Annotated in this window: 16 protein-coding genes, 2 tRNA genes, 2 rRNA genes and 1 riboswitch; of the genes, 14 read left to right on the top strand and 6 right to left on the bottom strand. The window is 32.3% G+C overall.

Features of this window, described 5'->3' with window-relative positions:
• The first annotated feature begins 4 nt into the window (after nucleotides 1-4).
• Nucleotides 5-616, top strand: coding sequence for a recombination mediator RecR (gene recR, locus ABXT65_RS00545; RefSeq protein ID WP_415323560.1), 612 nt, complete (start codon nucleotides 5-7; stop codon nucleotides 614-616).
• Here the strand turns inward: recR and ABXT65_RS00550 are convergent.
• Nucleotides 603-2,798, bottom strand: coding sequence for a malate synthase G (locus ABXT65_RS00550; protein ID WP_415323561.1), 2,196 nt, complete (start codon nucleotides 2,796-2,798; stop codon nucleotides 603-605). The genes recR and ABXT65_RS00550 overlap by 14 nt on opposite strands.
• A gap of 71 nt (nucleotides 2,799-2,869) precedes the next feature.
• Nucleotides 2,870-2,956: riboswitch (glycine riboswitch) on the bottom strand.
• A gap of 93 nt (nucleotides 2,957-3,049) precedes the next feature.
• Between ABXT65_RS00550 and ABXT65_RS00555 the strand changes: the two genes are divergently transcribed.
• The gene (locus ABXT65_RS00555; protein WP_415323562.1) at nucleotides 3,050-4,156 is read left to right on the top strand and encodes an acetyl-CoA carboxylase carboxyltransferase subunit alpha; all 1,107 of its coding nucleotides are present in this window, start codon (nucleotides 3,050-3,052) and stop codon (nucleotides 4,154-4,156) included.
• On the opposite strand, the gene secA is transcribed toward ABXT65_RS00555, so the two are convergent.
• Nucleotides 4,151-6,715 carry a preprotein translocase subunit SecA gene (gene secA / locus ABXT65_RS00560; protein WP_415323563.1) on the bottom strand — a complete coding sequence of 855 codons (2,565 nt, stop codon included), beginning with the start codon at nucleotides 6,713-6,715 and terminating at the stop codon, nucleotides 4,151-4,153. The two genes, ABXT65_RS00555 and secA, sit on opposite strands and share 6 nt — an antisense overlap.
• Nucleotides 6,716-6,781: 66 nt before the next feature.
• On the opposite strand from secA, the gene argJ reads away from it, so the two are divergent.
• Nucleotides 6,782-8,083 (top strand): bifunctional glutamate N-acetyltransferase/amino-acid acetyltransferase ArgJ, encoded by a 1,302-nt coding sequence (gene argJ / locus ABXT65_RS00565; protein WP_415323564.1) that lies wholly within the window; start codon nucleotides 6,782-6,784, stop codon nucleotides 8,081-8,083.
• Nucleotides 8,084-8,124: 41 nt separating this feature from the next.
• Nucleotides 8,125-8,553 carry a DUF1178 family protein gene (locus ABXT65_RS00570; protein ID WP_415323565.1) on the top strand — a complete coding sequence of 143 codons (429 nt, stop codon included), beginning with the start codon at nucleotides 8,125-8,127 and terminating at the stop codon, nucleotides 8,551-8,553.
• Here the strand turns inward: ABXT65_RS00570 and ubiG are convergent.
• Nucleotides 8,550-9,272, bottom strand: coding sequence for a bifunctional 2-polyprenyl-6-hydroxyphenol methylase/3-demethylubiquinol 3-O-methyltransferase UbiG (gene ubiG, locus ABXT65_RS00575; RefSeq protein ID WP_415323566.1), 723 nt, complete (start codon nucleotides 9,270-9,272; stop codon nucleotides 8,550-8,552). The genes ABXT65_RS00570 and ubiG overlap by 4 nt on opposite strands.
• Nucleotides 9,273-9,338: 66 nt before the next feature.
• Here ubiG and ABXT65_RS00580 point away from each other — a divergent pair, with 66 nt between their 5' ends.
• The 5 genes from ABXT65_RS00580 to ABXT65_RS00600 are packed head-to-tail and all read left to right on the top strand — an operon-like array spanning nucleotide 9,339 to nucleotide 14,055.
• On the top strand, nucleotides 9,339-10,550 hold the full coding sequence (locus tag ABXT65_RS00580; RefSeq protein WP_415323567.1) for an aspartate kinase: 1,212 nt from the start codon (nucleotides 9,339-9,341) through the stop codon (nucleotides 10,548-10,550).
• Nucleotides 10,551-10,553: 3 nt separating this feature from the next.
• Nucleotides 10,554-11,654, top strand: coding sequence for a flavodoxin-dependent (E)-4-hydroxy-3-methylbut-2-enyl-diphosphate synthase (gene ispG, locus ABXT65_RS00585; protein WP_415323568.1), 1,101 nt, complete (start codon nucleotides 10,554-10,556; stop codon nucleotides 11,652-11,654).
• Complete coding sequence (gene prfA / locus ABXT65_RS00590; protein ID WP_415323569.1) at nucleotides 11,654-12,727, top strand: peptide chain release factor 1; 1,074 nt, start codon at nucleotides 11,654-11,656, stop codon at nucleotides 12,725-12,727. Before ispG ends, prfA begins: the two co-directional genes overlap by 1 nt.
• Nucleotide 12,728: 1 nt before the next feature.
• Nucleotides 12,729-13,571, top strand: a complete 843-nt coding sequence (prmC, locus tag ABXT65_RS00595) for a peptide chain release factor N(5)-glutamine methyltransferase (RefSeq protein WP_415323570.1) — start codon at nucleotides 12,729-12,731, stop codon at nucleotides 13,569-13,571.
• 16 nt (nucleotides 13,572-13,587) lie between these two features.
• The gene (locus ABXT65_RS00600) at nucleotides 13,588-14,055 is read left to right on the top strand and encodes a DUF4167 domain-containing protein (RefSeq protein ID WP_415323571.1); all 468 of its coding nucleotides are present in this window, start codon (nucleotides 13,588-13,590) and stop codon (nucleotides 14,053-14,055) included.
• On the opposite strand, the gene ABXT65_RS00605 is transcribed toward ABXT65_RS00600, so the two are convergent.
• On the bottom strand, nucleotides 14,052-15,356 hold the full coding sequence (locus ABXT65_RS00605) for a M23 family metallopeptidase (protein WP_415323572.1): 1,305 nt from the start codon (nucleotides 15,354-15,356) through the stop codon (nucleotides 14,052-14,054). The two genes, ABXT65_RS00600 and ABXT65_RS00605, sit on opposite strands and share 4 nt — an antisense overlap.
• A gap of 329 nt (nucleotides 15,357-15,685) precedes the next feature.
• Between ABXT65_RS00605 and ABXT65_RS00610 the strand changes: the two genes are divergently transcribed.
• The 5 genes from ABXT65_RS00610 (at nucleotide 15,686) to ABXT65_RS00630 (ending at nucleotide 21,021) form a co-directional block, all read left to right on the top strand.
• Nucleotides 15,686-17,160, top strand: a 16S ribosomal RNA gene (locus ABXT65_RS00610).
• Nucleotides 17,161-17,258: 98 nt separating this feature from the next.
• Nucleotides 17,259-17,335, top strand: a tRNA-Ile gene (locus ABXT65_RS00615).
• A gap of 11 nt (nucleotides 17,336-17,346) precedes the next feature.
• A tRNA-Ala gene (locus ABXT65_RS00620) sits at nucleotides 17,347-17,422 on the top strand.
• Nucleotides 17,423-17,571: 149 nt separating this feature from the next.
• Nucleotides 17,572-20,325: ribosomal RNA gene (locus ABXT65_RS00625) — 23S ribosomal RNA — on the top strand.
• The 16S and 23S rRNA genes sit together here with 2 tRNA genes alongside, the layout of an rRNA operon.
• Before the next feature lie 87 nt (nucleotides 20,326-20,412).
• Nucleotides 20,413-21,021, top strand: a complete 609-nt coding sequence (locus tag ABXT65_RS00630; RefSeq protein ID WP_415323573.1) for a pseudaminic acid biosynthesis-associated methylase — start codon at nucleotides 20,413-20,415, stop codon at nucleotides 21,019-21,021.
• Here ABXT65_RS00630 and pseI read toward each other — a convergent pair.
• Nucleotides 21,018-22,061, bottom strand: a complete 1,044-nt coding sequence (gene pseI / locus ABXT65_RS00635) for a pseudaminic acid synthase (protein WP_415323574.1) — start codon at nucleotides 22,059-22,061, stop codon at nucleotides 21,018-21,020. The genes ABXT65_RS00630 and pseI overlap by 4 nt on opposite strands.
• Nucleotides 22,048-22,701 (bottom strand): formyltransferase family protein, encoded by a 654-nt coding sequence (locus ABXT65_RS00640; protein WP_415323575.1) that lies wholly within the window; start codon nucleotides 22,699-22,701, stop codon nucleotides 22,048-22,050. Before ABXT65_RS00640 ends, pseI begins: the two co-directional genes overlap by 14 nt.
• Between the last annotated feature and the right edge of the window lies 1 nt (nucleotide 22,702).

The following is a 22,702-nucleotide window of genomic DNA, read 5'->3' on the forward strand; positions in this document are numbered from 1 at the left end:
TAACATGCAAAATATTATTGAAATAGAAGAGTTGATTAAATTAATTGCCAAACTTCCAGGCTTAGGCCCAAAATCTGCAAAACGAATTGTATTAAAACTTATTAATAATAGAGACGAATTGGTTAAACCAATGGCCAACACTCTAGCTCAAGTTTATAAAAATGTTATTAGATGTCAGTCTTGTGGCACTTTAAAATCTAATTCTTTAGGATGTAATAACTGTGAAAATACAAAAGAAAAGTATAACAAAATATGTGTTGTTGAAGATATTGCTGATCAGTGGTCCATAGAAAATTCAAATATTTATAAGGGATATTTTCATATTCTTGGTGGAACAATTTCATCTGCTGGTCAAAGAAAAGAAGACCTCTTAATCAACTCATTAGTAGAAAGGGTTATTGAGGAAAATATTCAAGAAGTTATATTAGCAACAAGTGCAACTGTTGAGGGTCAAACAACAGCTTATTATATTCAAGACAGTCTCAAAAAAACGAGTGCAAAAATTACAAAACTTGCACAAGGCTTACCTGTGGGTGGTGAAATAGAAAGTTTAGATGATGGAACTTTATATTCAGCTTTTAAAAATAGAACTGGAATTAAAACTAATTCTGAGTAGATTTTTTTAATAATCGATTTTGATGTAATAATGGTTCTGTGTAACCAGAAGGTTGCTCTTTACCTTTAAATATTAAGTCACAAGCTGTTTTAAAGGCAATCGATTGATCAAAATTCTCAGACATCATTTCATAGCTTCCTCTTCCAGAGCGAGTGTAAGCACCATCATCTTTATTTTGATTATCAACAATTTTTGCCATTTTTTTCATTACTTCCATAACTTGTGATTTTGTACAAATATCGTGATGTATCCAATTAGCAATATGTTGAGAGGAAATTCTTAAAGTAGCTCTATCTTCCATTAAACCAACATTATTAATATCAGGTACTTTTGAACAACCAACTCCATGATCTACCCATCTTACAACATAACCTAAAAGAGTTTGTGCAGAATTTGAAATTTCTGAATTAATTTCTTCCATTGACCAGTTTGGCCTATCTGCCACAGGAATTGTTAACAAGTCATCCAGTTTTGCAAATTCTCTTTTTTGAATCTCTTTTTGTTTCTCAAAAATATTTATCTCATGATAATGCAGCGCATGAAGTGCTGCCGCTGTAGGTGAGGGAACCCAAGCACAATTTGCTCCGGCTATCAAATGACCAGTTTTTTGCTCCATCATATCCTTCATCTTATCAGGCATAGCCCACATTCCTTTACCAATTTGTGCTTTACCTGCAAGACCACACTGCAGACCAATATCAACATTATTATTTTCATATGCACCAATCCATTTAGAAGACTTCATATCTCCTTTTTTAATCATAGGACCAGCCTCCATTGAAGTATGCATTTCATCACCAGTCCTATCTAGGAATCCTGTATTAATAAAAAATACTCTATTTTCAAGTGTTCTAATGCACTCTTTTAAGTTTGAAGAAGTTCTTCTTTCCTCATCCATAATACCAATTTTACAAGTATTTTTTTCTAACTCTAAAACTTCTTCAACTTTAGTAAAAATTAAATCAGTAAATGAGGTTTCATCAGGCCCATGCATTTTTGGTTTAACAATATAAATAGAGCCACTTCTTGAGTTACCTTTTTTATTTATATCATGAAGGCACGCAGCTGAAGTTATAAAAGCATCCATAATTCCTTCTGGTATTTCAGAGCCATCTTTTAAAAGAATTGCAGAATTAGTCATAAGATGTCCAACGTTTCTTATTAGCAACAAACTTCTTCCGTGTAATTTTAATCCTTGTCCATCTTTAGAAATGTAACTTCTGTCAGGGTTTAACTTACGCTCATAAGTTTTTCCATTTTTTTCAAATGTTGATTTTAAATCACCCTTCATTAGACCAAGCCAATTGTGGTAACAAATAATTTTGTCATCAGCATTAACTGCAGCAACACTATCCTCATTATCACAAATAGTTGAGACTGCTGCTTCAACAATAATATCGCTAATTTTAGCAGAATCTTGTTGAGCGCTAAAAGCATTTGGATCTATAATTATTTCTATATGAAGATTGTTATTTTTTAGAATTATTGCAGAGGGAGCATTAGCCTCTCCTCTATGACCAATAAATTTATCTTTATTTTTTAGTGATGTCTCAACATCATCTTTTGATACAATTAGAGAACCATCGTTAATTTTAAATCCTGTAATATTATGCCATTCCAAATCATCTAAAGGAAAATATTTTTTTAAAAAATCTCTTCCGTATTTTATGACCATTTCCCCCCTCAAAGGATCATATCTCTGAGAAGTACTATCTTCAGATTGTTCGATTATATCTGTACCATATAAACTATCATATAAACTCATCCATCTTGCATTAGCAGCATTCAGTGCATACCTTTCATTCATAATTGGAACTACTAATTGTGGTCCAGCAATACTGGTTATTTCTTCATCAACATTATTTGTTTTGATTTTAAAATCAGACCCTACTTCTTTTAGGTAACCAATCTCTTTTAAAAATTTTTTATACACTTCTAGATTGATTTCATTGTTTTTATTTTTTATATGCCAGGCATCTATTTTTTTTTGTAAATCTTCTCTTATTGTTAATAGGTCTTTATTTCTTGGAGCTAATTCATGAACTACTCTATCAAAACCTTCCCAAAATTTTTCTGGAGAGATATTTGTATTTTTAAGTAATTCTTCGTTAACGAAGTTAAGTAATTTATTAGAAACTGATAGATTGTGTATTTTTGTATATTGTTCTTTCATAGCACCCATTTTACCCCATCTGTATGTTTGCCTGAGAGTTTTGCTCCATCGGCGAGATTAAATCTCTTTCCAGAGTGTTATGTTTATTATCGGTCCTTTTGCCTGAGAGTTTCCGGGGTGGTTGCTCCTTCGGCGCTAATATACTTAGTCTCTCCCGATATAAATTAAGATTACTTGTTAATACAATTAAGTCAAATATTTAATATTTAAAACATTTTATTGCCTTTTTTGGCAATTAATTAATAATTAGAATTATTCATATGAAAAATTATTTAAATTTTGAAAAAGATATCAAAAATTTAGAAACTGAAATAGAAAAACTAAAAGATCCATATAATCAAGATGGACTTTCAGAGGTAGACACAAAAAAAATTTCTGAATCTCAAGAAGAAATAGATAAAAAATTACAAGAGCTTTACTCTAACCTTGATCCATGGCAAACAACTTTAGTAGCAAGACATGAAGACAGGCCTAAAGCCAAGTTTTTTATAGATAACCTATTTGAAGACTTTATCCCATTATCTGGAGATAGATTTTATGGAGAAGACAAATCTGTTTTGGCTGGATTTGCAAAATTTAATGAAAAATCGGTTTTAGTTATAGGTCAAGAAAAAGGTGATAGCCTTGAAACTAGAATTGAAAGAAATTTTGGAATGATGAGACCCGAGGGCTACAGAAAAACTATTAGATTAATGAAGCTTGCAAATAAATTTAATATTCCAATAATCTCTTTTATAGATACTCCTGGTGCATATCCAGGCGTTGGGGCCGAGGAAAGAGGGCAGGCTGAAGCAATTGCAAAATCAATAGAATGCTGCATGTCATTAAGTGTACCAACATTTGCAATCGTCATTGGAGAAGGTGGATCAGGTGGGGCAATAGCGCTAGCCTCATCCAATAAAGTTATCATGTTAGAAAATGCAATCTATTCAGTAATATCTCCTGAAGGATGTGCTACAATTTTATGGAGAGACCCTAAAAGAACACTTGATGCAGCAAAAGCAATGAAATTATCATCTAAAGATCTTTTAGAATTAAAAGTAATAGATGAAATTATTCTAGAGCCAATTGGTGGAGCTCACAGAGATAGAGATTTAATTTTAGATAATGTAAGAAAATCTATTGAAAGTAACTTGAATGAATTCTTCAATATGAATGGAGATGAAGTTTTAAATCATAGAAAAAATAAATTTCTGACCATTGGAAGATCAAAAGGATTTGTTAGTCAATTAGATGACTTGAGTACACTAAGTATGAAAAAAAATAAAATTAATACATTTATTGAAAGCTTTTTTAAATCAAAAATAAATTTAGGAATTTTTTTTGGTATAATGGTTTTATTAGGCTACTTAATATTTTTTTTATAAAGCACCACAGCAGTTCTTAAACTTTTTACCTGTAGCTTCACATTTTTCATTTCTTGAAATTTTTTCACCTTTTCTTTGAATTATTAAGCATTTAGGGTCGTTAGATGTTTCTTTTTTTTCTGTATCGGGGGTATTTTCAATTAGCTCTTGCACTATTGTTAAATTGATTAAAATTGTTACGAAATCAATTTTTAATTTATTTAATAAATTTTCAAAAAGATGAAAGGCTTCTTTTTTATATTCAACTAATGGATCTCTTTGACCATAAGACCTAAGTCCTATAACTTGTCTTAATTGTTCAAGATATTGAATATGTGACTTCCAATTTAAATCAATGCATTGAAGAAAAATTCTTTTTTCAATTTCTTTTGCTTTTTCTTCATCAAGTATTTTAATTCTTTCATTTCTTGATTCTAAAAATTTAGAATTAATTTTTTCTTTAAAATCTTGGTCTTTTAAATTAGTTAAACTTTCAAACTCATTATCATCAACACTTTTTCCAAGTAAAATTCTTAATTGATTGTTAAACTCATTGTTCTTAATTTTTGATAACTTTTGAGTTTTTAGAATAATTAAATGATCTATAATTTCTGATAAAAATTCATCTGAATAATCAAAAACTTTTTCACTATTCATTACATTATTTCTTTGAGAAAATATTACATGCCTTTGATCATTTAAAACATCATCAAATTTAAGCAAATTCTTTCTTATATCAAAATTTCTTGCTTCAACTTTTTGTTGTGCTCTTTCAAGTGCTTTATTAATCCAGGGGTGGTCAATACTTTCCCCGTCTTTTAACCCAAGTTTTTGTAAGATGTTATTCATAGATTCTGAGCCAAAAATTCTCATCAAATCATCTTCTAAACTAACATAAAAAATTGAACTTCCTTCATCACCTTGTCGTCCAGACCGTCCTCTTGCTTGGTTGTCAACCCTCCTAGACTCCATCCTTTCAGTACCAATCACATACAATCCACCTAATGATTTTATCTTGTTCTTATTTACTAAAAGTTCTTCGTCAGGTTGGCTTCCCCTTTTCCCACCTAGTTGAATATCAACACCTCTACCTGAAATACTTGTAGTGATTATAACTGAGTTCATTTTTCCTGCATTTGCTATGATTTCAGCTTCATTCTCATGATTTTTTGCATTTAAAACAACATGTTTTATTTTTTCATCATCTAATAATTTTGAATAAATTTCAGACTTATTGATACTAGAAGTAAAAACTAAAATTGGCTGTCCTTGTTTGTGGCATTCAATAACCTTTTCAATGATAGCTTTATTTTTTTCTAGTTCAGTTCTAAAAATTTGATCGTTCCAGTCTTTTCTGATCATTTTTTTATTAGTAGGAATAATAACGACAATTAAATTATATATTTCATAAAATTCTTGTGACTCAGTTGCAGCAGTTCCAGTACATCCAGAAATCTTGTCATAAAGTTTGAAATAATTTTGATAGGTTATAGATGCAAGAGTTTGGTTTTCAGCCTGCACATCTATTCTTTCTTTGGCCTCAAGAGCTTGATGTAGTCCATCTCCAAATCTTCTTCCTTCCAAGATCCTTCCGGTAAGCTCATCAATAATTTTTAATGTTCCATCTTTAACTATATAATCTTTTCCTTTTTCAAATAAGTGATTGGCTCTTAAAGACTGATTAACATGATGAACCAAGCTAAGGTTTTCAGGGTCATAAAAGTTATTATTTTTTAAAATTCCTGCATTAGAAAATATTTCTTCCACATTGTTTATTCCATCATTTGTAAGTAAAATATTTTTATCTTTCTCATCAATTTCATAATGTTTAGGTGTCAGTCTTTTAATTAACTTATCGATTGCAAGGTATTGCTCTGTTTTATCTTCAGCAGCTCCAGAAATTACTAATGGAGTTCTAGCCTCATCAATCAAGCAAGAATCTATTTCATCTACAATAGTGTAGACATGCCCTCTTTGAGACATTTGTTCTTTAGAGAGCTTCATATTATCTCTTAGATAGTCAAATCCTAATTCACTGTTAGTTGCGTATGTAATATCAAAATTATAATTTTTCTTTCTTTCGTAATCATCTTGATCATTATTTATGTAACCAGAAGTTAATCCTAAGAATTTATAAATCTCCCCCATTTCTTGAGAATCTCTTTTGGCCAAATAATCATTAACGGTAACAATGTGAACACCTTTACCAAGCAAAGCATTTAGGTAAGCTGCAAGACTTATGGTTAGGGTTTTACCTTCACCAGTTCTCATTTCTGCAATTTTTCCTTCGTGAAGGACAACACCACCTATTATTTGAACATCATAATGTCTTTCATTTCTGGTCCTTTTTGAAGCCTCTCTTACGAGCGCAAAAGCTTCAGGTAATAGATCGTCTATACTTTTGCCTTCATTAAGTTTTTTTTTAAGCCCTATTGTCTTTTTAGGAAACTCTTCATCAGCAATCTCTTTAATTATAGCCTCATAAGAATTAACTTTTTCAACAATTTTAGCAATTCGATCAAGCTCTTTTTGATTACTTGATTTAATGAACTTTGAAAGAAAATTTAAAGGATTAAGCATCTGATTTTTTTGATATATAATTAATTATAACTTTTAATATAAATATTAAATAAAAATTTTAAATAGATGCCATTAAACCTTAAAAACTTTATAAACACTCAAACTTTCAACTCTAAAATGAACGACTTTCAAGATCTAGAGCACATAGAGGGAGTTTCGATATCTGCTGTTTGTGCAAATTTATATACCAAAAGAAGAGATGACTTGGTTATGTTCTATTTCAGGGATGGAGCAAACTATGCCTCTGTTTATACTCAATCAAAAATAATTTCAGAAAACATAAAGTGGAATTTAAATATAAAAAGTAAAAAAATAAGATCTCTTATAATTAACACTAGAAATGCTAATGCCTTCACAGGCTCAGATGGCTACAAAGGTTTAAAAGAAATTGCAAAAGAAATATCTATTCAATTATCAGAAAAACAAAAAAAAGATGAAGATTATCCAAAAAAAATATCTGATAATGAAATTCTTTTTGGGTGCACAGGAACAATTGGTGAAAAGTATCCAACTGAAAAAATAAAAAAAAGCATACCAGAATTAGTTAAAAAGATTAAGTATGTTCAAAATAAGCCTATCTGGATGAAAGCCGCACTAGGCATCATGACAACTGATTTAAAGCCAAAGCTTGCAATGGAAGAGTGCAAAATTGGAAATGCAGAAGTAAAAATTTATGGAATAGCAAAAGGTTCAGGAATGATCTTTCCAAATATGGCAACAACATTAGGATATATTTTTACAGATGCAGACCTTTCAAATGATATCTTAAGTAAGTTACTTAAAAAAAATATTGATACAACTTTTAATGCAATAACTTGTGATGGGGATACTAGCACAAATGATATGGTCTCATTTTTTTCAACAGCTAAAGTAAAAAATCCAATTATAAATAATATCAATGATAAAAAGATAATTAACTTTGATAAAGCTTTACACTCTGTGTTATTAAACTTATCAAAAAGAATAGTTGCAGACGGTGAGGGGGCTAGTAAATTTATAACAGTTAATGTTGTTAAATCAAAAAATGATAAAGAAGCTAAAAAAATTGCATTTTCTATTGCAAATTCAAATCTTGTTAAAACAGCCATTGCAGGTGAAGATCCAAATTGGGGAAGAATTATAATGGCTATTGGTAAATCTAACGTTGATATAAATTTAAAAGAACTATCAGTTCAATTCGGTAAAATAAAAATTATAGAAAAAGGAGAGCTTGTAAAAAACTATAAAGAGAGTGATGTTGCAATTTATATGAAGAGCCAATCAATAGATATTTCAATAAATCTTAATATGGGTTTAAAAAACTTTACTGCTTACACTATGGATTTGACAAAAAAATATATAGAGATCAATGCTGATTATAGAAGCTAATTGGATATTGAATTAAGTACATTAATCATTAACTGTACTACATGATTAAATACAGACTTATTTGTAAAGATTGTGAGACTACCTTTGATAGTTGGTTTTCTTCTTCTAAAGAATACGAGAGATTAAAAAAAAAAAATTTTGTTAACTGTCATATTTGTAATTCATTAAGTGTAGAAAAAACCTTAATGTCACCAACCGTATTAATGCCAAAGAATGTTTCTAAGATTGATAGCCAAATTCAAAAATATAAAAAAACAAAGAAAGTAATCTTAAAATATCAACAATTTATTAAAAAAAATTTTGATTATGTGGGTAAAAATTTTGCTTATGAAGCAAGGTCTCTTCATTATAAAAATAAAAAAGTTTCGAAAGGGATTTATGGCACTGCAACAAAAGAGAATCTTAAAGAACTAAAAGAAGAAGGCATAGAAACAGAAATAATACCTTGGATAAAAGATATTATTAATTAATTTTTTTTTAATTTGACAATATAGTTAACAGAGGTGTCATTACTAATTTTCCAACTATCATCTAATATATTAAACTTCATGCCATCTAATTTCTTTAGAGATAAACCATTTTTTTCTGAAATCTTTATTAAATCATTAGGTTTCACAAATTTTTCCCAATCATGAGTTCCTATAGGTAGCCATTTTAAAATATACTCAGCCCCAATGATTGCAAACGCATATGACTTCAGAGTTTTATTTAAAGTTGCCACAAACATTATCCCGTTTTTTTTTAACAACTTTGCGCTCTCTTTAATAAAAAAATCTATATTCTCAACATGTTCAACTATTTCCATATTTAAAATTACATCAAATTTTATATTAGTTTTTAATTTTTCTGGTGATGCAACTTTATAGTTTATTTTAAGTTTATTTTTTTTTGCATGAAATTTTGCAACTTCAATATTTTTTAATGAAGCATCTATTCCAACTACATTAGCGCCCAGCCTACACATTGGCTCAGATAATAATCCTCCACCACAACCAATATCTAGCAAGTTAAATTTATTTAACGGCCTTTCTGAGGGTTTAATTTTGAAATCTTTAATAATATTTTCTTTTATATATTTAATTCTTATAGGATTAAAATTATGTAGAGGTTTAAATTTGCCGTCAGGATTCCACCATTCTTCAGCAATTTTAGAAAATTTTTCTATTTCTTTTTTATTTATTGAATTCATAATAGATGACTTGTGGACATAACAATTTAGATGTATTTTATCAATATTAATTAAACAAAATTATCAATGAAAACTGTTGTATTAAAATTTGGTGGAACTTCTGTAGGAAATATAGATAGAATTAAGAACGTAGCTAAAATTATAGCCGCTTATAAAAAGAAAAAATTAGGAGTAATTGTGGTTTCTTCCGCAATGAGTGGAACAACCAATAAATTGATTAAACAAACAAAGCAATTGAGTAAAAATTTTGATGCAGCTGAATATGATGTTTTACTATCCACAGGCGAACAAGCAGCGTGTGCATTAATTGCCGGTAGATTAAAGCACCTTGGGTTTAAGGCTAGATCTTGGATGTCTTGGCAGGTGCCAATTATTACTGAGGGTCCATATAACTCATCAAGAATCAACAAGATTAACAAAAATAAAATATTCAGTTTTATGAAATCTGGCGGAATACCAATTATTACTGGCTTTCAAGGAATCAATTCAGAAGATAGAGTTACAACATTAGGTAGAGGAGGAACTGATGCGTCAGCAATAATGCTAGCAAAATTTTTTAATGCTGATGCTTGTGATATTTATACAGATGTAGATGGTGTGTACACAACAGATCCAAGAAGTCATTTAAAAGCAAAAAAAATTGATAAAATTTCTTACGATGAAATGCTTGAAATGGCATCTCTAGGAGCAAAAGTTATGCAGCCAACATCTGTGCAGGATGCTAAATTAAATAATATAAGCTTTTCAGTTAAATCTTCATTTACAAAAAAGAAAGGAACTTTAATAACAAATAATAAAAAATCCTTTAGCGATCAAATTATAACAGGAATTACATCCACAAAAAATGATGCCAAGGTTACAATGATTGGTGTTAAGGATAAACCTGGTGTTGCAGCTTCTATTTTTAAACCATTGTCACTTAACCAAATAAATGTAGATATGGTTGTTCAAAACATTTCATTAAATAGTAAAGAAACAGATTTAACTTTCACCATTAAATTGGAAGATTTAAAAAAAACTGAGAAAATTATAAAACAAAATAAAAAAATCTCCTTTAGAAAATTCACATACGATAGTAATGTCTCTAAAGTATCAATTATAGGAGTTGGCATGATTACAACACCCGGAATTACCTATAGAATGTTTCAAGCACTAGCATCAAAAAAAATTAATATCATGGTTATTTCAACATCTGAAATAAAAATTTCAGTTTTGATATCTAACAAGTATGTAAAAAAAGCTATAGCTGCCCTTCATAAAGAATTTAAATTAGATTAAATAATGAGCTTAAGACCATTTAGAGATATTCTTAGAAAGAAAACAAAAGTTATAAATGTTGGTGATGTAAAAATAGGTGGAGATAATCCTATTTCCGTTCAATCAATGACAAATACATTAACCACGGATATTCAGGCAACTATTAAACAAATTAATGATATTCATGAAGAGGGTGCTGACCTTGTCAGAGTTTCTTGTCCAGATGAAGAATCTTCTTTAGCACTTAAAGAAATTACCAAGAATGTCTCTGTACCAATAATTGCTGATATTCATTTTCATTACAAAAGAGCAATTGAAGCCGCAGAAAATGGAGCAAAATGCTTAAGAATTAATCCAGGTAACATAGGTGATAAATCAAAAATACATGATGTATTAAGTGCAGCCAAAAATAATAACTGTTCGATAAGAATAGGAGTTAATGCAGGATCGCTTGAAAAAGACATTTTAGAAAAATATAAGGAGCCATGTCCTGAGGCTTTAGTTGAAAGCGCACAAAGAAATATCAAAATCCTTGAAGATCAAGATTTTTTTAATTTTAAAATCAGTGTTAAGTCTTCAGATGTTTTTTTATCTATGGCTGCATATCGTCAACTTTCAAAAGTTACAGATTATCCTTTGCACCTAGGAATTACAGAAGCAGGTAGTTTTATTTCAGGGAGTATTAAATCTTCGATAGGTTTGGGATCACTTTTGATGGATGGAATAGGTGACACAATAAGAATTTCATTATCTGATGATCCGGTTAAAGAAATTAAAATAGGTAATGAAATATTAAAGTCACTTAATTTAAGGAATAGAGGTGTGAGAATTATATCCTGCCCATCTTGTGCAAGACAAGCTTTTCAAGTAATTGATACCGTCAAAACACTAGAAGAAAAACTTTCTCATATTAAAACACCTTTAACTCTGTCAATTATTGGCTGTGTGGTTAATGGACCAGGAGAGGCAGCAATGACTGACATAGGCATAACAGGAGGTGGAAAAGGGAATAATATGCTTTATTTATCTGGCATTCAAAGTGAAAAAGTTTTATCAGAAGACATAATATCAAAAGTTGTAAGAGAAGTAGAAAAAAAAGCTGCTGAACTTGATAAAAAATTATAATGATACCTCTAAAAACTATCGAAGAATTAATATCTAAGCACTCTTTATTAGAGAAGGAGTTATCAGCAGGTGAGGTAGACAAGAAACTTTTTGCTGAAAAATCAAAAGAATATTCGGATTTAAACGAGATAATAGATGATGCTAAAAAATATTTTTCATACGAAGGAGAAAAAAAAGATTTAGAAAATTTTTTAGATGATACAGATAATGATGCTGAGTTTAAAGTAATGGCCGAAACTGAATTAAAAGAACTTAAGTTAGAAAATGAAACAATAGAAAAAAAATTAAAATTATTTTTATTACCTAAAGATGAAGCAGATAAAAAAAATGCTATTATAGAGATTAGAGCTGGCACCGGTGGTTTAGAAGCAAGTTTGTTTGCTTCGGATCTTTTTAAAATGTACGAAAAGGTTAGTCATCAAAAAAAATGGGAATTAGAATTGATAAGCATGTCCCAGAGTGAGGCAGGTGGTCTTAAAGAAGTCATTGCATCAATTAGAGGAAAAAATATCTACTCAACACTGAAGTATGAAAGTGGAGTTCATCGCGTTCAGAGAGTTCCAGATACAGAAACGCAAGGAAGAATTCATACATCTGCTGCAACAGTAGCTGTTTTACCAGAAGCAGAAGAGGTTGACATAAAGATAAATGATTCAGACCTAAGGATTGATGTTTTTAGAGCTGGCGGCCCAGGAGGACAGTCAGTAAATACAACCGATAGTGCTGTCAGAATTACTCATATTCCAACTGGATTATCTGTATCTCAGCAAGATCAGAAATCACAACACAAAAATAAAGCAAAAGGAATGTTGATTTTGAGATCAAGACTGTATGAGCTAGAAAGATCAAGAATAGAAGGAGAAAGATCACAAGATAGGAAGAGTAAAATAGGAACTGGAGATCGGTCTGAAAGAATTAGAACATATAATTTTCCACAAGGAAGGGTAACAGATCATCGTATTAATTTAACGCTACACAAGCTTGAAGCTTTTTTAGAAGGTGAGGCCTTTGACGAAATGGTGGAAAGCCTAACACTACAAGCACAAGAAGAAAAATTGAGCAATCTAAATTAAAATGAATATAGAAAATATTCTAAACGAGGGAACAAGAGCCCTAAAACAAAGCAAAATACCCAATCCTCAACTTGATAGTGAGATATTATTATCTAATTCAATTAAGAGAGATAAAAAATATATAATTTTAAATCCTAAGGAGCTTTTAAATTCAGAGCAGGTAGAGACATTTAAAAATTTAATTGAAAGAAGAAGAAGAAAGGAACCTGTTGCCTATCTGATAAATAAAAAAGAGTTTTGGAAGGATGAGTTTTTTGTTAATAAAGATGTATTAATTCCAAGGCCTGATACTGAATTAATAATAGAGCAAGTTTTAAAAATTTATTCAAAGAATTCACAATTACAGGTTTTAGACATTGGAACTGGCTCTGGATGCATCCTTTTATCTATACTAAAAGAGAGGCCTAATTTTTATGGAACTGGAATAGATATCTCTAAAAAAAGTATAAATGTAAGTAAACTCAACGCAAAACAACTCAACTTAACAAGTAGGGTAAAGTTTTTTCACTCTAGTGTTGACAATTTTAAAATAGGGAAATATGATCTCATTGTTTCAAACCCTCCTTATATTGAATTGTTTAATTTAAAATATTTGGAAAAAGATGTTATTAGCTTTGAACCAAAGTTAGCTTTAAGTGGTGGGTTTGATGGGTTTTCAAAAATCAGAAAAGTTATTAATAAAGCAAAAAATCTGATTAAGAAAAATGGAAAATTTATTTTAGAGATTGGATTTAATCAAAAAAATAAAGTTAAGAAAATATTAAAAGAAGAAGGTTTTTACACAAACAAAGCCATAAGAGATTATGGAAATAATGATCGCTGTATAATCAGCACTAAAATTTAAATTAAAAAATAAAAATATGGTAACATTTAGAAGTAATAATAATAGAAGACCCCCATTTAGAACTAACAATAATAGAAGACCCCCGTTTAGAACTAACAATGAAGGATCTAAATTTTCTAATAATGATAACTTTCGAAGAAGTGTACCTGCTAGAAATAACCACAATGCTTCAAAGCTAATTGAAAAATATAATGATTTAGCAAGAGAGGCTTTGGCCAATGAGGATAAAATTTTATCAGAAAATTACTTTCAGCATGCCGATCACTTCACTAGAGTTCAAAATGAGCAAGAAAGTATTAGAATGGCAAGAGTTAACTCTTCCCCAGCCACAACAATAAAACCAGCAGAGGTTGAAGCTAATGATGAAAAGCTAGTTAAAACTGAAGATGTTGTGGTAAAAAAAATTATTCCAGAGCAACCAGTTAAAAAAATTGTAAAAACAACAGAAAAAAAGATAGAAGAAAAAAAGTCTGCAGTTAGTTAATTTAAGCCAATAATTAATTCTGACTTCAAAACATCTAATTTAATTTTAACCACTTCAAATATTTTTCTATCCTTATTCTTAAGAATTTTTCCAGAGGGTAATTTTAATTTTTGTGAGTTAATTTTTTTTCCATTTTTAACTACCTCGTAATGCAAATGTGGACCAGTGGATTTTCCTGTTGATCCAACATATCCAATTATTTGGCCTTGTTTAACTCTTATCCCTTCTTTTATTCCACGTGCAAAATTTTTCATATGAGCATAGATAGTTTCATATGTTGAGTTGTGTTTTATTTTTACACAATTTCCACCACCGCCACACCATCTGGCTCTTGTTATGACACCACTACCTGATGCCATTATAGGTGTACCCATTGGTGCCGCAAAATCAGTTCCTTTATGCATTTTATTGTAACCATCAATAGGATGCTTTCTCATTCCAAATGCAGAGGAAAGTCTTGCACCATTAATAGGTGTTTTCATTAATGCCTTTTCAACACTCTTTCCATTTTCGTCGTAGTGTCCTTCACTTCCTTTTTTATCAAAATAATATAATGAATTATTTGTTCCACTCAGTTTAAGATCTGCAAAAATAACATTTCCTGTTTCAAATACTTTTCCATTATCATCTTCAAACACCTCATACATAATTTGAAAATTATCATTTTTTCTAATGTCTCTTTGAAAATCAACTTGGAAGCCATAAATTCTTGCAAACTCAATAATTATATTGGGCTGAACATTTAGATCAACTGCAGTTTTATACAAACTTTTTGTAATCTTTCCTTCTTTGAAAACAATCTTTTTATTTAAATTTGTAATAATTGTTTTTTTTTCAAATAAATCTGTATTTAAATTTTTAGTTAATTGAATCTTTTCAGTTCTAGATATTGGAAATAAAAAAAAGGTAATTTTTTTACTGTTTGATTGATCGATAATAAATTTTATATCAAGATTAGTTTTAAGATTGTTTAAATTATAATCTGTATTTAAACTTTTTTTTATTTCTAAAATTTCTTCGCTTGAAATAGAATATTTATTTAATATTTTATCAAATGTTTCGCCGCTAGAAATTTTATGATCTACAGTTTTGTATCTGGGTGTTAAGTTGCTAAAAATTTGTGAAATACTTTTTTGAAAATAGATATTATTTATTACATCTTTATAATTTTTATTAATTGATTTTTTATTATTATTATAAAATGTGGTGCTAGTAATAGTGATTAATAGCAATAAAAGAAGAAAGCTAATTTCAACATTTCTCTTAATGAATTTTATTACTTTATTTGAACTAAATACCATATCGAATTTTCAATTATTAATTTAGTAATGAGTAAAAATCAAAAAAAACCTTACATTTACTAGGGTATTTACCTATTTATTTAAATGTTAAATGCTTGATTTACTTTTATTTTAGCTTATAAGCACCACACTTTCTCAGTAAAATTATTGTTTAATCAATAGATTAGTGAGGATTATTGGGCGTTTAGATCCAATTAGCTATTTAAAAAGTAAAAATTTAAGAAGAGAAGTGTGGACGGTTAAGGTTACCAAAATTTGTCGTACACACTTCAAAATCGTATGGATTGTATTCTTACAATCTATATATGAAGCTAGTGTGCGCCGTTTTTTAACTTGAGAGTTTGATCATGGCTCAGAACGTACGCTGGCGGCACGCCTAACACATGCAAGTCGAACGAAGTAGCAATACTTAGTGGCAGACGGGTGAGTAACATGTGGGTATCTACCCTTTGGCCTGGAATAACACGAGGAAACTTGTGCTAATACCGGATAAGTCTTTACGGAGAAAGCTTTATGCACCATTGGATGAGCCCGCACTTGATTAGTTTGTTGGTAGGGTAATGGCCTACCAAGACTATGATCAATAGCTGATTTGAGAGGATGATCAGCCACATTGGGACTGAGACACGGCCCAAACTCCTACGGGAGGCAGCAGTGGGGAATCTTGCACAATGGAGGAAACTCTGATGCAGCGATGCCGCGTGAGTGAAGAAGGCCTTTGGGTTGTAAAGCTCTTTCGTCGGGGAAGAAAATGACTGTACCCGAATAAGAAGGTCCGGCTAACTTCGTGCCAGCAGCCGCGGTAATACGAAGGGACCTAGCGTAGTTCGGAATTACTGGGCTTAAAGAGTTCGTAGGTGGTTGAAAAAGTTGGTGGTGAAATCCCAGAGCTTAACTCTGGAACTGCCATCAAAACTTTTCAGCTAGAGTATGATAGAGGAAAGCAGAATTTCTAGTGTAGAGGTGAAATTCGTAGATATTAGAAAGAATACCAATTGCGAAGGCAGCTTTCTGGATCATTACTGACACTGAGGAACGAAAGCATGGGTAGCGAAGAGGATTAGATACCCTCGTAGTCCATGCCGTAAACGATGTGTGTTAGACGTTGGAAATTTATTTTCAGTGTCGCAGGGAAACCGATAAACACACCGCCTGGGGAGTACGACCGCAAGGTTAAAACTCAAATGAATTGACGGGGACCCGCACAAGTAGTGGAGCATGTGGTTTAATTCGAAGATACGCGCAGAACCTTACCAACACTTGACATGTTCGTCGCGACTCTAAGAGATTAGAGTTTTCGGTTCGGCCGGACGAAACACAGGTGCTGCATGGCTGTCGTCAGCTCGTGTCGTGAGATGTTGGGTTAAGTCCCGCAACGAGCGCAACCCTCACTTTTAGTTGCCATCATTAAGTTGGGCACTCTGAAAGAACTGCCAGTGATAAGCTGGAGGAAGGTGGGGATGACGTCAAGTCCTCATGGCCCTTACGTGTTGGGCTACACACGTGCTACAATGGCATCTACAACAGGAAGCAAAACGGCAACGTTAAGCAAATCCCGAAAAGATGCCTCAGTTCGGATTGCACTCTGCAACTCGAGTGCATGAAGCTGGAATTACTAGTAATCGTGGATCAGCGTGCCACGGTGAATGCGTTCCCGGGTCTTGTACACACCGCCCGTCACACCATGGGAGTTGGTTCTACCTTAAGGCAAGGTTTTAAACCCTTGACCACGGTATAGTCAGCGACTGGGGTGAAGTCGTAACAAGGTAGCCGTAGGGGAACCTGCGGCTGGATTACCTCCTTTCTAAGGATGAGTGAAAGTAAAATTTCACTCTAAATAATATACATCGGTAATGTTGACCGTCCTCATTTCTCTTCTTAAAGTAATGTTTCCTTCTTGTAGGGCCGGTAGCTCAGTTGGTTAGAGCACACCCTTGATAAGGGTGGGGTCGAAAGTTCGAGTCTTTCTCGGCCCACCAAAAACCTAAATGGGGGATTAGCTCATCTGGGAGAGCGCCTGATTTGCATTCAGGAGGTAGCAGGTTCGATCCCTGTATCCTCCACCAGGAAACATTTAGTTATTAAAACTGTAAATAAAAATAATTTATATCAATATCTATATCCGAACATTAAAAGTTATTATTTAATGTTCAAAATAAAAATTTGATCACAACATAGATTAATTTTCTTTAAAAAGAATTTTTTTCTGTGCATAAATCAAGCGTTTAAGGGCGTGTAGTGGATGCCTTGGCACTGAAAGCCGATGAAGGACGTGATATACTGCGATAAGTTTCGGGGAGCTGTATGTAAGCTTTGATCCGAAAATTTCCGAATGGGGAAACCCACCACTTTATGTGGTACTTTAAACTGAATACATAGGTTTAAAGAGACAACCTGGAGAACTGAAACATCTAAGTAACCAGAGGAAAAGAAATCAATTGAGATTCCGTTAGTAGTGGCGAGCGAACGCGGAGTAGGCCAGTAGTTTTGTTAAAAAAATTTGAATAGTTTGGAAATGCTAACCATAGAGGGTGATAGTCCCGTATGAGTAATGTTTAACAAAATTCTTGAGTAAAGCGGGACACGAGAAATCCTGCTCGAATATAGGGGGACCACCCTCTAAGCCTAAATACTCTTCAGTGACCGATAGTGAACTAGTACCGTGAGGGAAAGGTGAAAAGAACCCCTATTAGGGGAGTGAAATAGAACCTGAAACTGCATGCCTACAATCAGTCCGAGCCCTTTTTAGGGTGAGGGCGTACCTTTTGTATAATGGGTCAGTGACTTAATTTATTAAGCAAGCTTAAGCCATCTAGGTGTAGGCGCAGCGAAAGCAAGTCTTAATAGGGCGATTAGTTTAATGAATTAGACCCGAAAACGAATGAGCTTACCATGAGCAGGTTGAAAGTTGGGTAACACCAACCGGAGGACCGAACCAGTTGACGTTGAAAAGTCTTTGGATGACTTGTGGTAAGGGGTGAAAGGCCAACCAAATTCGTAGATAGCTGGTTTTCCGCGAAAACTATTTAGGTAGTGCGTCGAATAAATAGATGTTTAGAGGTAGAGCACTAAATGGGCTAGGGGGAAGAGATTCTTACCAAACCTAATAAAACTCCGAATGCTAGACATTGTTCTTCGGCAGACAGACTGTGGGTGCTAAGGTCCATGGTCGAGAGGGAAAGAGCCCAGACCACCAGATAAGGTCCCAAAATCATGATTAAGTGTGAAAGGATGTGGAAATTCCATAACAGCCGGGAGGTTGGCTTAGAAGCAGCCATCCTTTAAAGATAGCGTAACAGCTCACCGGTCTAATAGAGTTTCTGCGCCGAAGATGTAACGGGGCTAAAATCATGTACCGAATCTGTGGCTTTACAAAGTTTTCGAACTTTGTAAGGGGTAGCGGAACGTTCTGTAAGCCTGCGAAGGGATACCCGTGAGGGATCCTGGAGGTATCAGAAGTGCGAATGCTGACATAAGTAACGATAAACGAAGTGAAAAACTTCGTCGCCGAAAATCTAAGGGTTTCTATGCAAGGTTAATCCGCGTAGAGTTAGTCGGCACCTAAGGCGAGGGCGAAAGCCGTAGTCGATGGAAACAAGGTTAATATTCCTTGACCTGATGGTAGTGACGGATTTCGTAAGTTGTGAGTTCTTAATGGATTGAACTTGCCGCGAAGAGGTCCCAAGAAATAGCTCCATCATGAAGACCGTACCCGAAACCGACACAGGTAGATTAATAGAGTATATTTAGGCGCTTGAGAGAATGATGTTGAAGGAACTCGGCAAAATGCTTCCGTAACTTCGGGATAAGGAAGACCCTTTTGTAGGCAACTATAGAAGGGTGGCACAAGCCAGGGAGAAGCGACTGTTTATCAAAAACACAGGGCTCTGCTAACACGTAAGTGGATGTATAGGGTCTGACGCCTGCCCGGTGCTGGAAGGTTAATGCGGTTGGTGCAAGCTAACTTCTGAAGCCCCAGTAAACGGCGGCCGTAACTATAACGGTCCTAAGGTAGCGAAATTCCTTGTCGGGTAAGTTCCGACCTGCATGAATGGCGTAACGATTTCTCCGCTGTCTCCAACATCAACTCAGTGAAATTGAATTCTCCGTGAAGATGCGGAGTTCGCGTAGTTAGACGGAAAGACCCCGTGCACCTTTACTGCAACTTTACATTGGTGTTAGGAAAAACATATTTAGCATAGGAGGGAGACTTTGAAGCAAAAGCGTCAGCTTTTGTGGAGTCACCAGTGAAATACCTCTTTTGTTTTTCTTGACATCTAACCGCTAGCCGTCATCCGGCAGCGAGACATTGTATGGTGGGTAGTTTGACTGGGGCGGTCGCCTCCCAAATAGTAACGGAGGCGTGCGAAGGTAGGCTCAGAACGGTCAGAAATCGTTCGTAGAGTGCAATGGCATAAGCCTGCCTGACTGTGAGACTGACAAGTCGAGCAGAGACGAAAGTCGGTCATAGTGATCCGGTGCTTCTGAGTGGAAGGGGCATCGCTCAACGGATAAAAGGTACGCCGGGGATAACAGGCTGATACTGCCCAAGAGCTCATATCGACGGCAGTGTTTGGCACCTCGATGTCGGCTCATCACATCCTGGGGCTGGAGCAGGTCCCAAGGGTTTGGCTGTTCGCCAATTAAAGTGGTACGTGAGCTGGGTTCAGAACGTCGTGAGACAGTTCGGTCCCTATCTGCTATGCGTGTAGAAGAATTGAGAGGAGTTGACCCTAGTACGAGAGGACCGGGTTGAACATACCACTGGTGGACCTGTTGTGGCGCCAGCCGCAGTGCAGGGTAGCTAAGTATGGAAGAGATAACTGCTGAAAGCATCTAAGCGGGAAACTCACCTCAAAACTAGTTCTTCCTATAGAGCCGTGGTAGACCACCACGTTGATAGGCTGGATGTGGAAGCGCAGTAATGCGTGTAGCTGACCAGTACTAATAGCTCAATTGGCTTGATTTATGCACTGAAAAAAATTTTTAAGGATATTTATTAAAAAATGATAGTAGTTATAATTATAACAGAATAGTACAATTTTAACCTTGCAACATGAACGAACAGGAAAAATTTTGGATTGGAGATTTTGGTGATAATTATACTAAAAGATTACCTCAAAAAAAACTCATAAAAAACAATTTTCATTTTTTTAAAAAAGTTTTAAAAAAAAATATTAAAATTAATTCTATTTTAGAGCTTGGTGCTAATAATGGTTCAAATTTATTAGCTTTAAAAAAAATTTTTCAAGATTTAAAAAAATGCAGTGCTGTAGAAATTAATAAAAATGCATGTAAAAAATTAAATAAGATAAAATTTGTTGAAGTTCATAATAAATCTATCTCTGAATTTAATTCAAAAGATAAATATGATTTTGTTTTTATAAAAGGAGTATTAATTCATATTAATCCAAAAGAATTAGATAAAATTTATAGTAAGATCTCAGAACTTTCTAAAAAATATGTTTTGATTGCAGAATATTTTAATCCATACCCTGTAAGAATTAATTACAGAGGTCATAAAAATAAATTATTTAAAAGAGATTTTGCTGGTGAGTTTTTAAAAAAAACAAAAAAATTTAAGATAATCGATTATGGCTTTGTGTACAGTAAAGATAAATTTCCACAAGATGATTTAACTTGGTTTTTATTAAAGAAAAATTAATAAATATCTTTTAAGTAAATAGGGTCAAACTTTTCTTTATTAGTTTTAATTTTTTTCCCTATAATATTAAAATACTGATCAGCCGAAAGTCCTATTTTAGGTCTCAAACAACAAATATCTTTTTTAGTAATCTTTTTGTTTTTTTTTATTCTAGAGGAAGCAAATATAGACCTCCTAAATTTTAAAGATTCTTTTTCTGAGTTTTTTATATCTTTTCTATTGTGCCCTAAAAAGCTGAAATTATTTATTATTTTTTTTTTAAGTTCGGTCATTTCTTTTGGATTTATTGAAAAAGCATTATCTTCCGAGTTAATCTTTTTTGACAATATAAAGTGTTTTTCTATCGCAACCACACCTAATAAACCTGCTGCAATTGATGTATTAATACTATTTGTGTGGTCTGACATACCAACGTGTATATTTTTAAATTTTTTCTTTAAAAAATTAATGCGTAGTAAATTAGAGTCTTTTTCTGGAGTAGGGTACCCAGAAACACAATGAAGTAGAATAATTTTTTTATGATATTTTTTTATACAATTTACAGCATTTTCTATCTCTTTTAAACTTGCCATCCCTGTAGATAATATTACTGGTTTTTTAGTTTGAGCTACTCTATTTATTAAATTCAGATCTGTAATTTCAAAAGATGCAATTTTATAAAGCTGAACATTTAATTTTTCTAATAATTCCACAGCACGCACACTAAAAGGGCTACTAAAAAGTGTAATATTATTTTTTTTAGCAATAGTGAATATTTCTTTATGCCATGCAAATGGAGTTTCTGCTTTTTTATAAAGGTCCCAAAAATAATTATTTTTCCATAACCCATCTTTAATTTTGAAATTCTTATTTTTTATTTTGCATGTTATATCCTCAGCTTCATATGTTTGAATTTTTACTAAGTCAGCACCAGCTTTTTTTGCAGCCAGCAAGTGTTTTATAAGTAGATTTTTATTACCCATATGATTGCATGAAATTTCAGCAATAATTTTGGGTGGTAATTTATCAGAAAAGATAATTTTTTTATTAATTTTTATCATTTTTATCTTCATATATCTTTAGTATATATTTTTTATTATTATAAATAAAATATGCGGGATATCTTTCATTATCCACAATCCTTAGAAGATTAAATTGATTTTTTATAGTTTTATTCATATTTAATTTACTATCTTTGGGTGTTCTCATTTTAAAATAGCTTGGCTTACCAATTTGTTTTTTTTCTTTTAAATTGTCTATTTTTTTTAAAAATGATGAGTAAAGTTTTATTGTTTCATTGAATTGTATATCTTTTATTTCATTAAATAATTCACTACCTCTAAATTTAATTTTTTTTTTTATAAAATAATAGCCTTCATCATAATTTTCACTTGCATTAAATAAGGTGAAAACTATTTCATTAACATCTTTTAGTAACTGCCAGCTGATCGGAGACATGCCCCTTCCTTTCGGAAGACTAGACCCGTGAACAATGATGTTATATTTTGATTTCAACAGTGACTTATTTGGAATTTTTTCCTTGTAAGTAAGAATGAAATTAACATCGTATTTTTTTTTTAATTTTTTATGATTACTAACAAAGTAAATTTTTTTACAAAATTTCCTTAGTTTTTCTTGTATTATTAATTTGTGCTTATCGGTTACCCAAGATTTCTTACTTATTAAACATTGAATTTGCATA

Origin of the sequence: Candidatus Pelagibacter sp. Uisw_127, assembly GCF_047722515.1 — a bacterium.
Taxonomy (GTDB): domain Bacteria; phylum Pseudomonadota; class Alphaproteobacteria; order Pelagibacterales; family Pelagibacteraceae; genus Pelagibacter.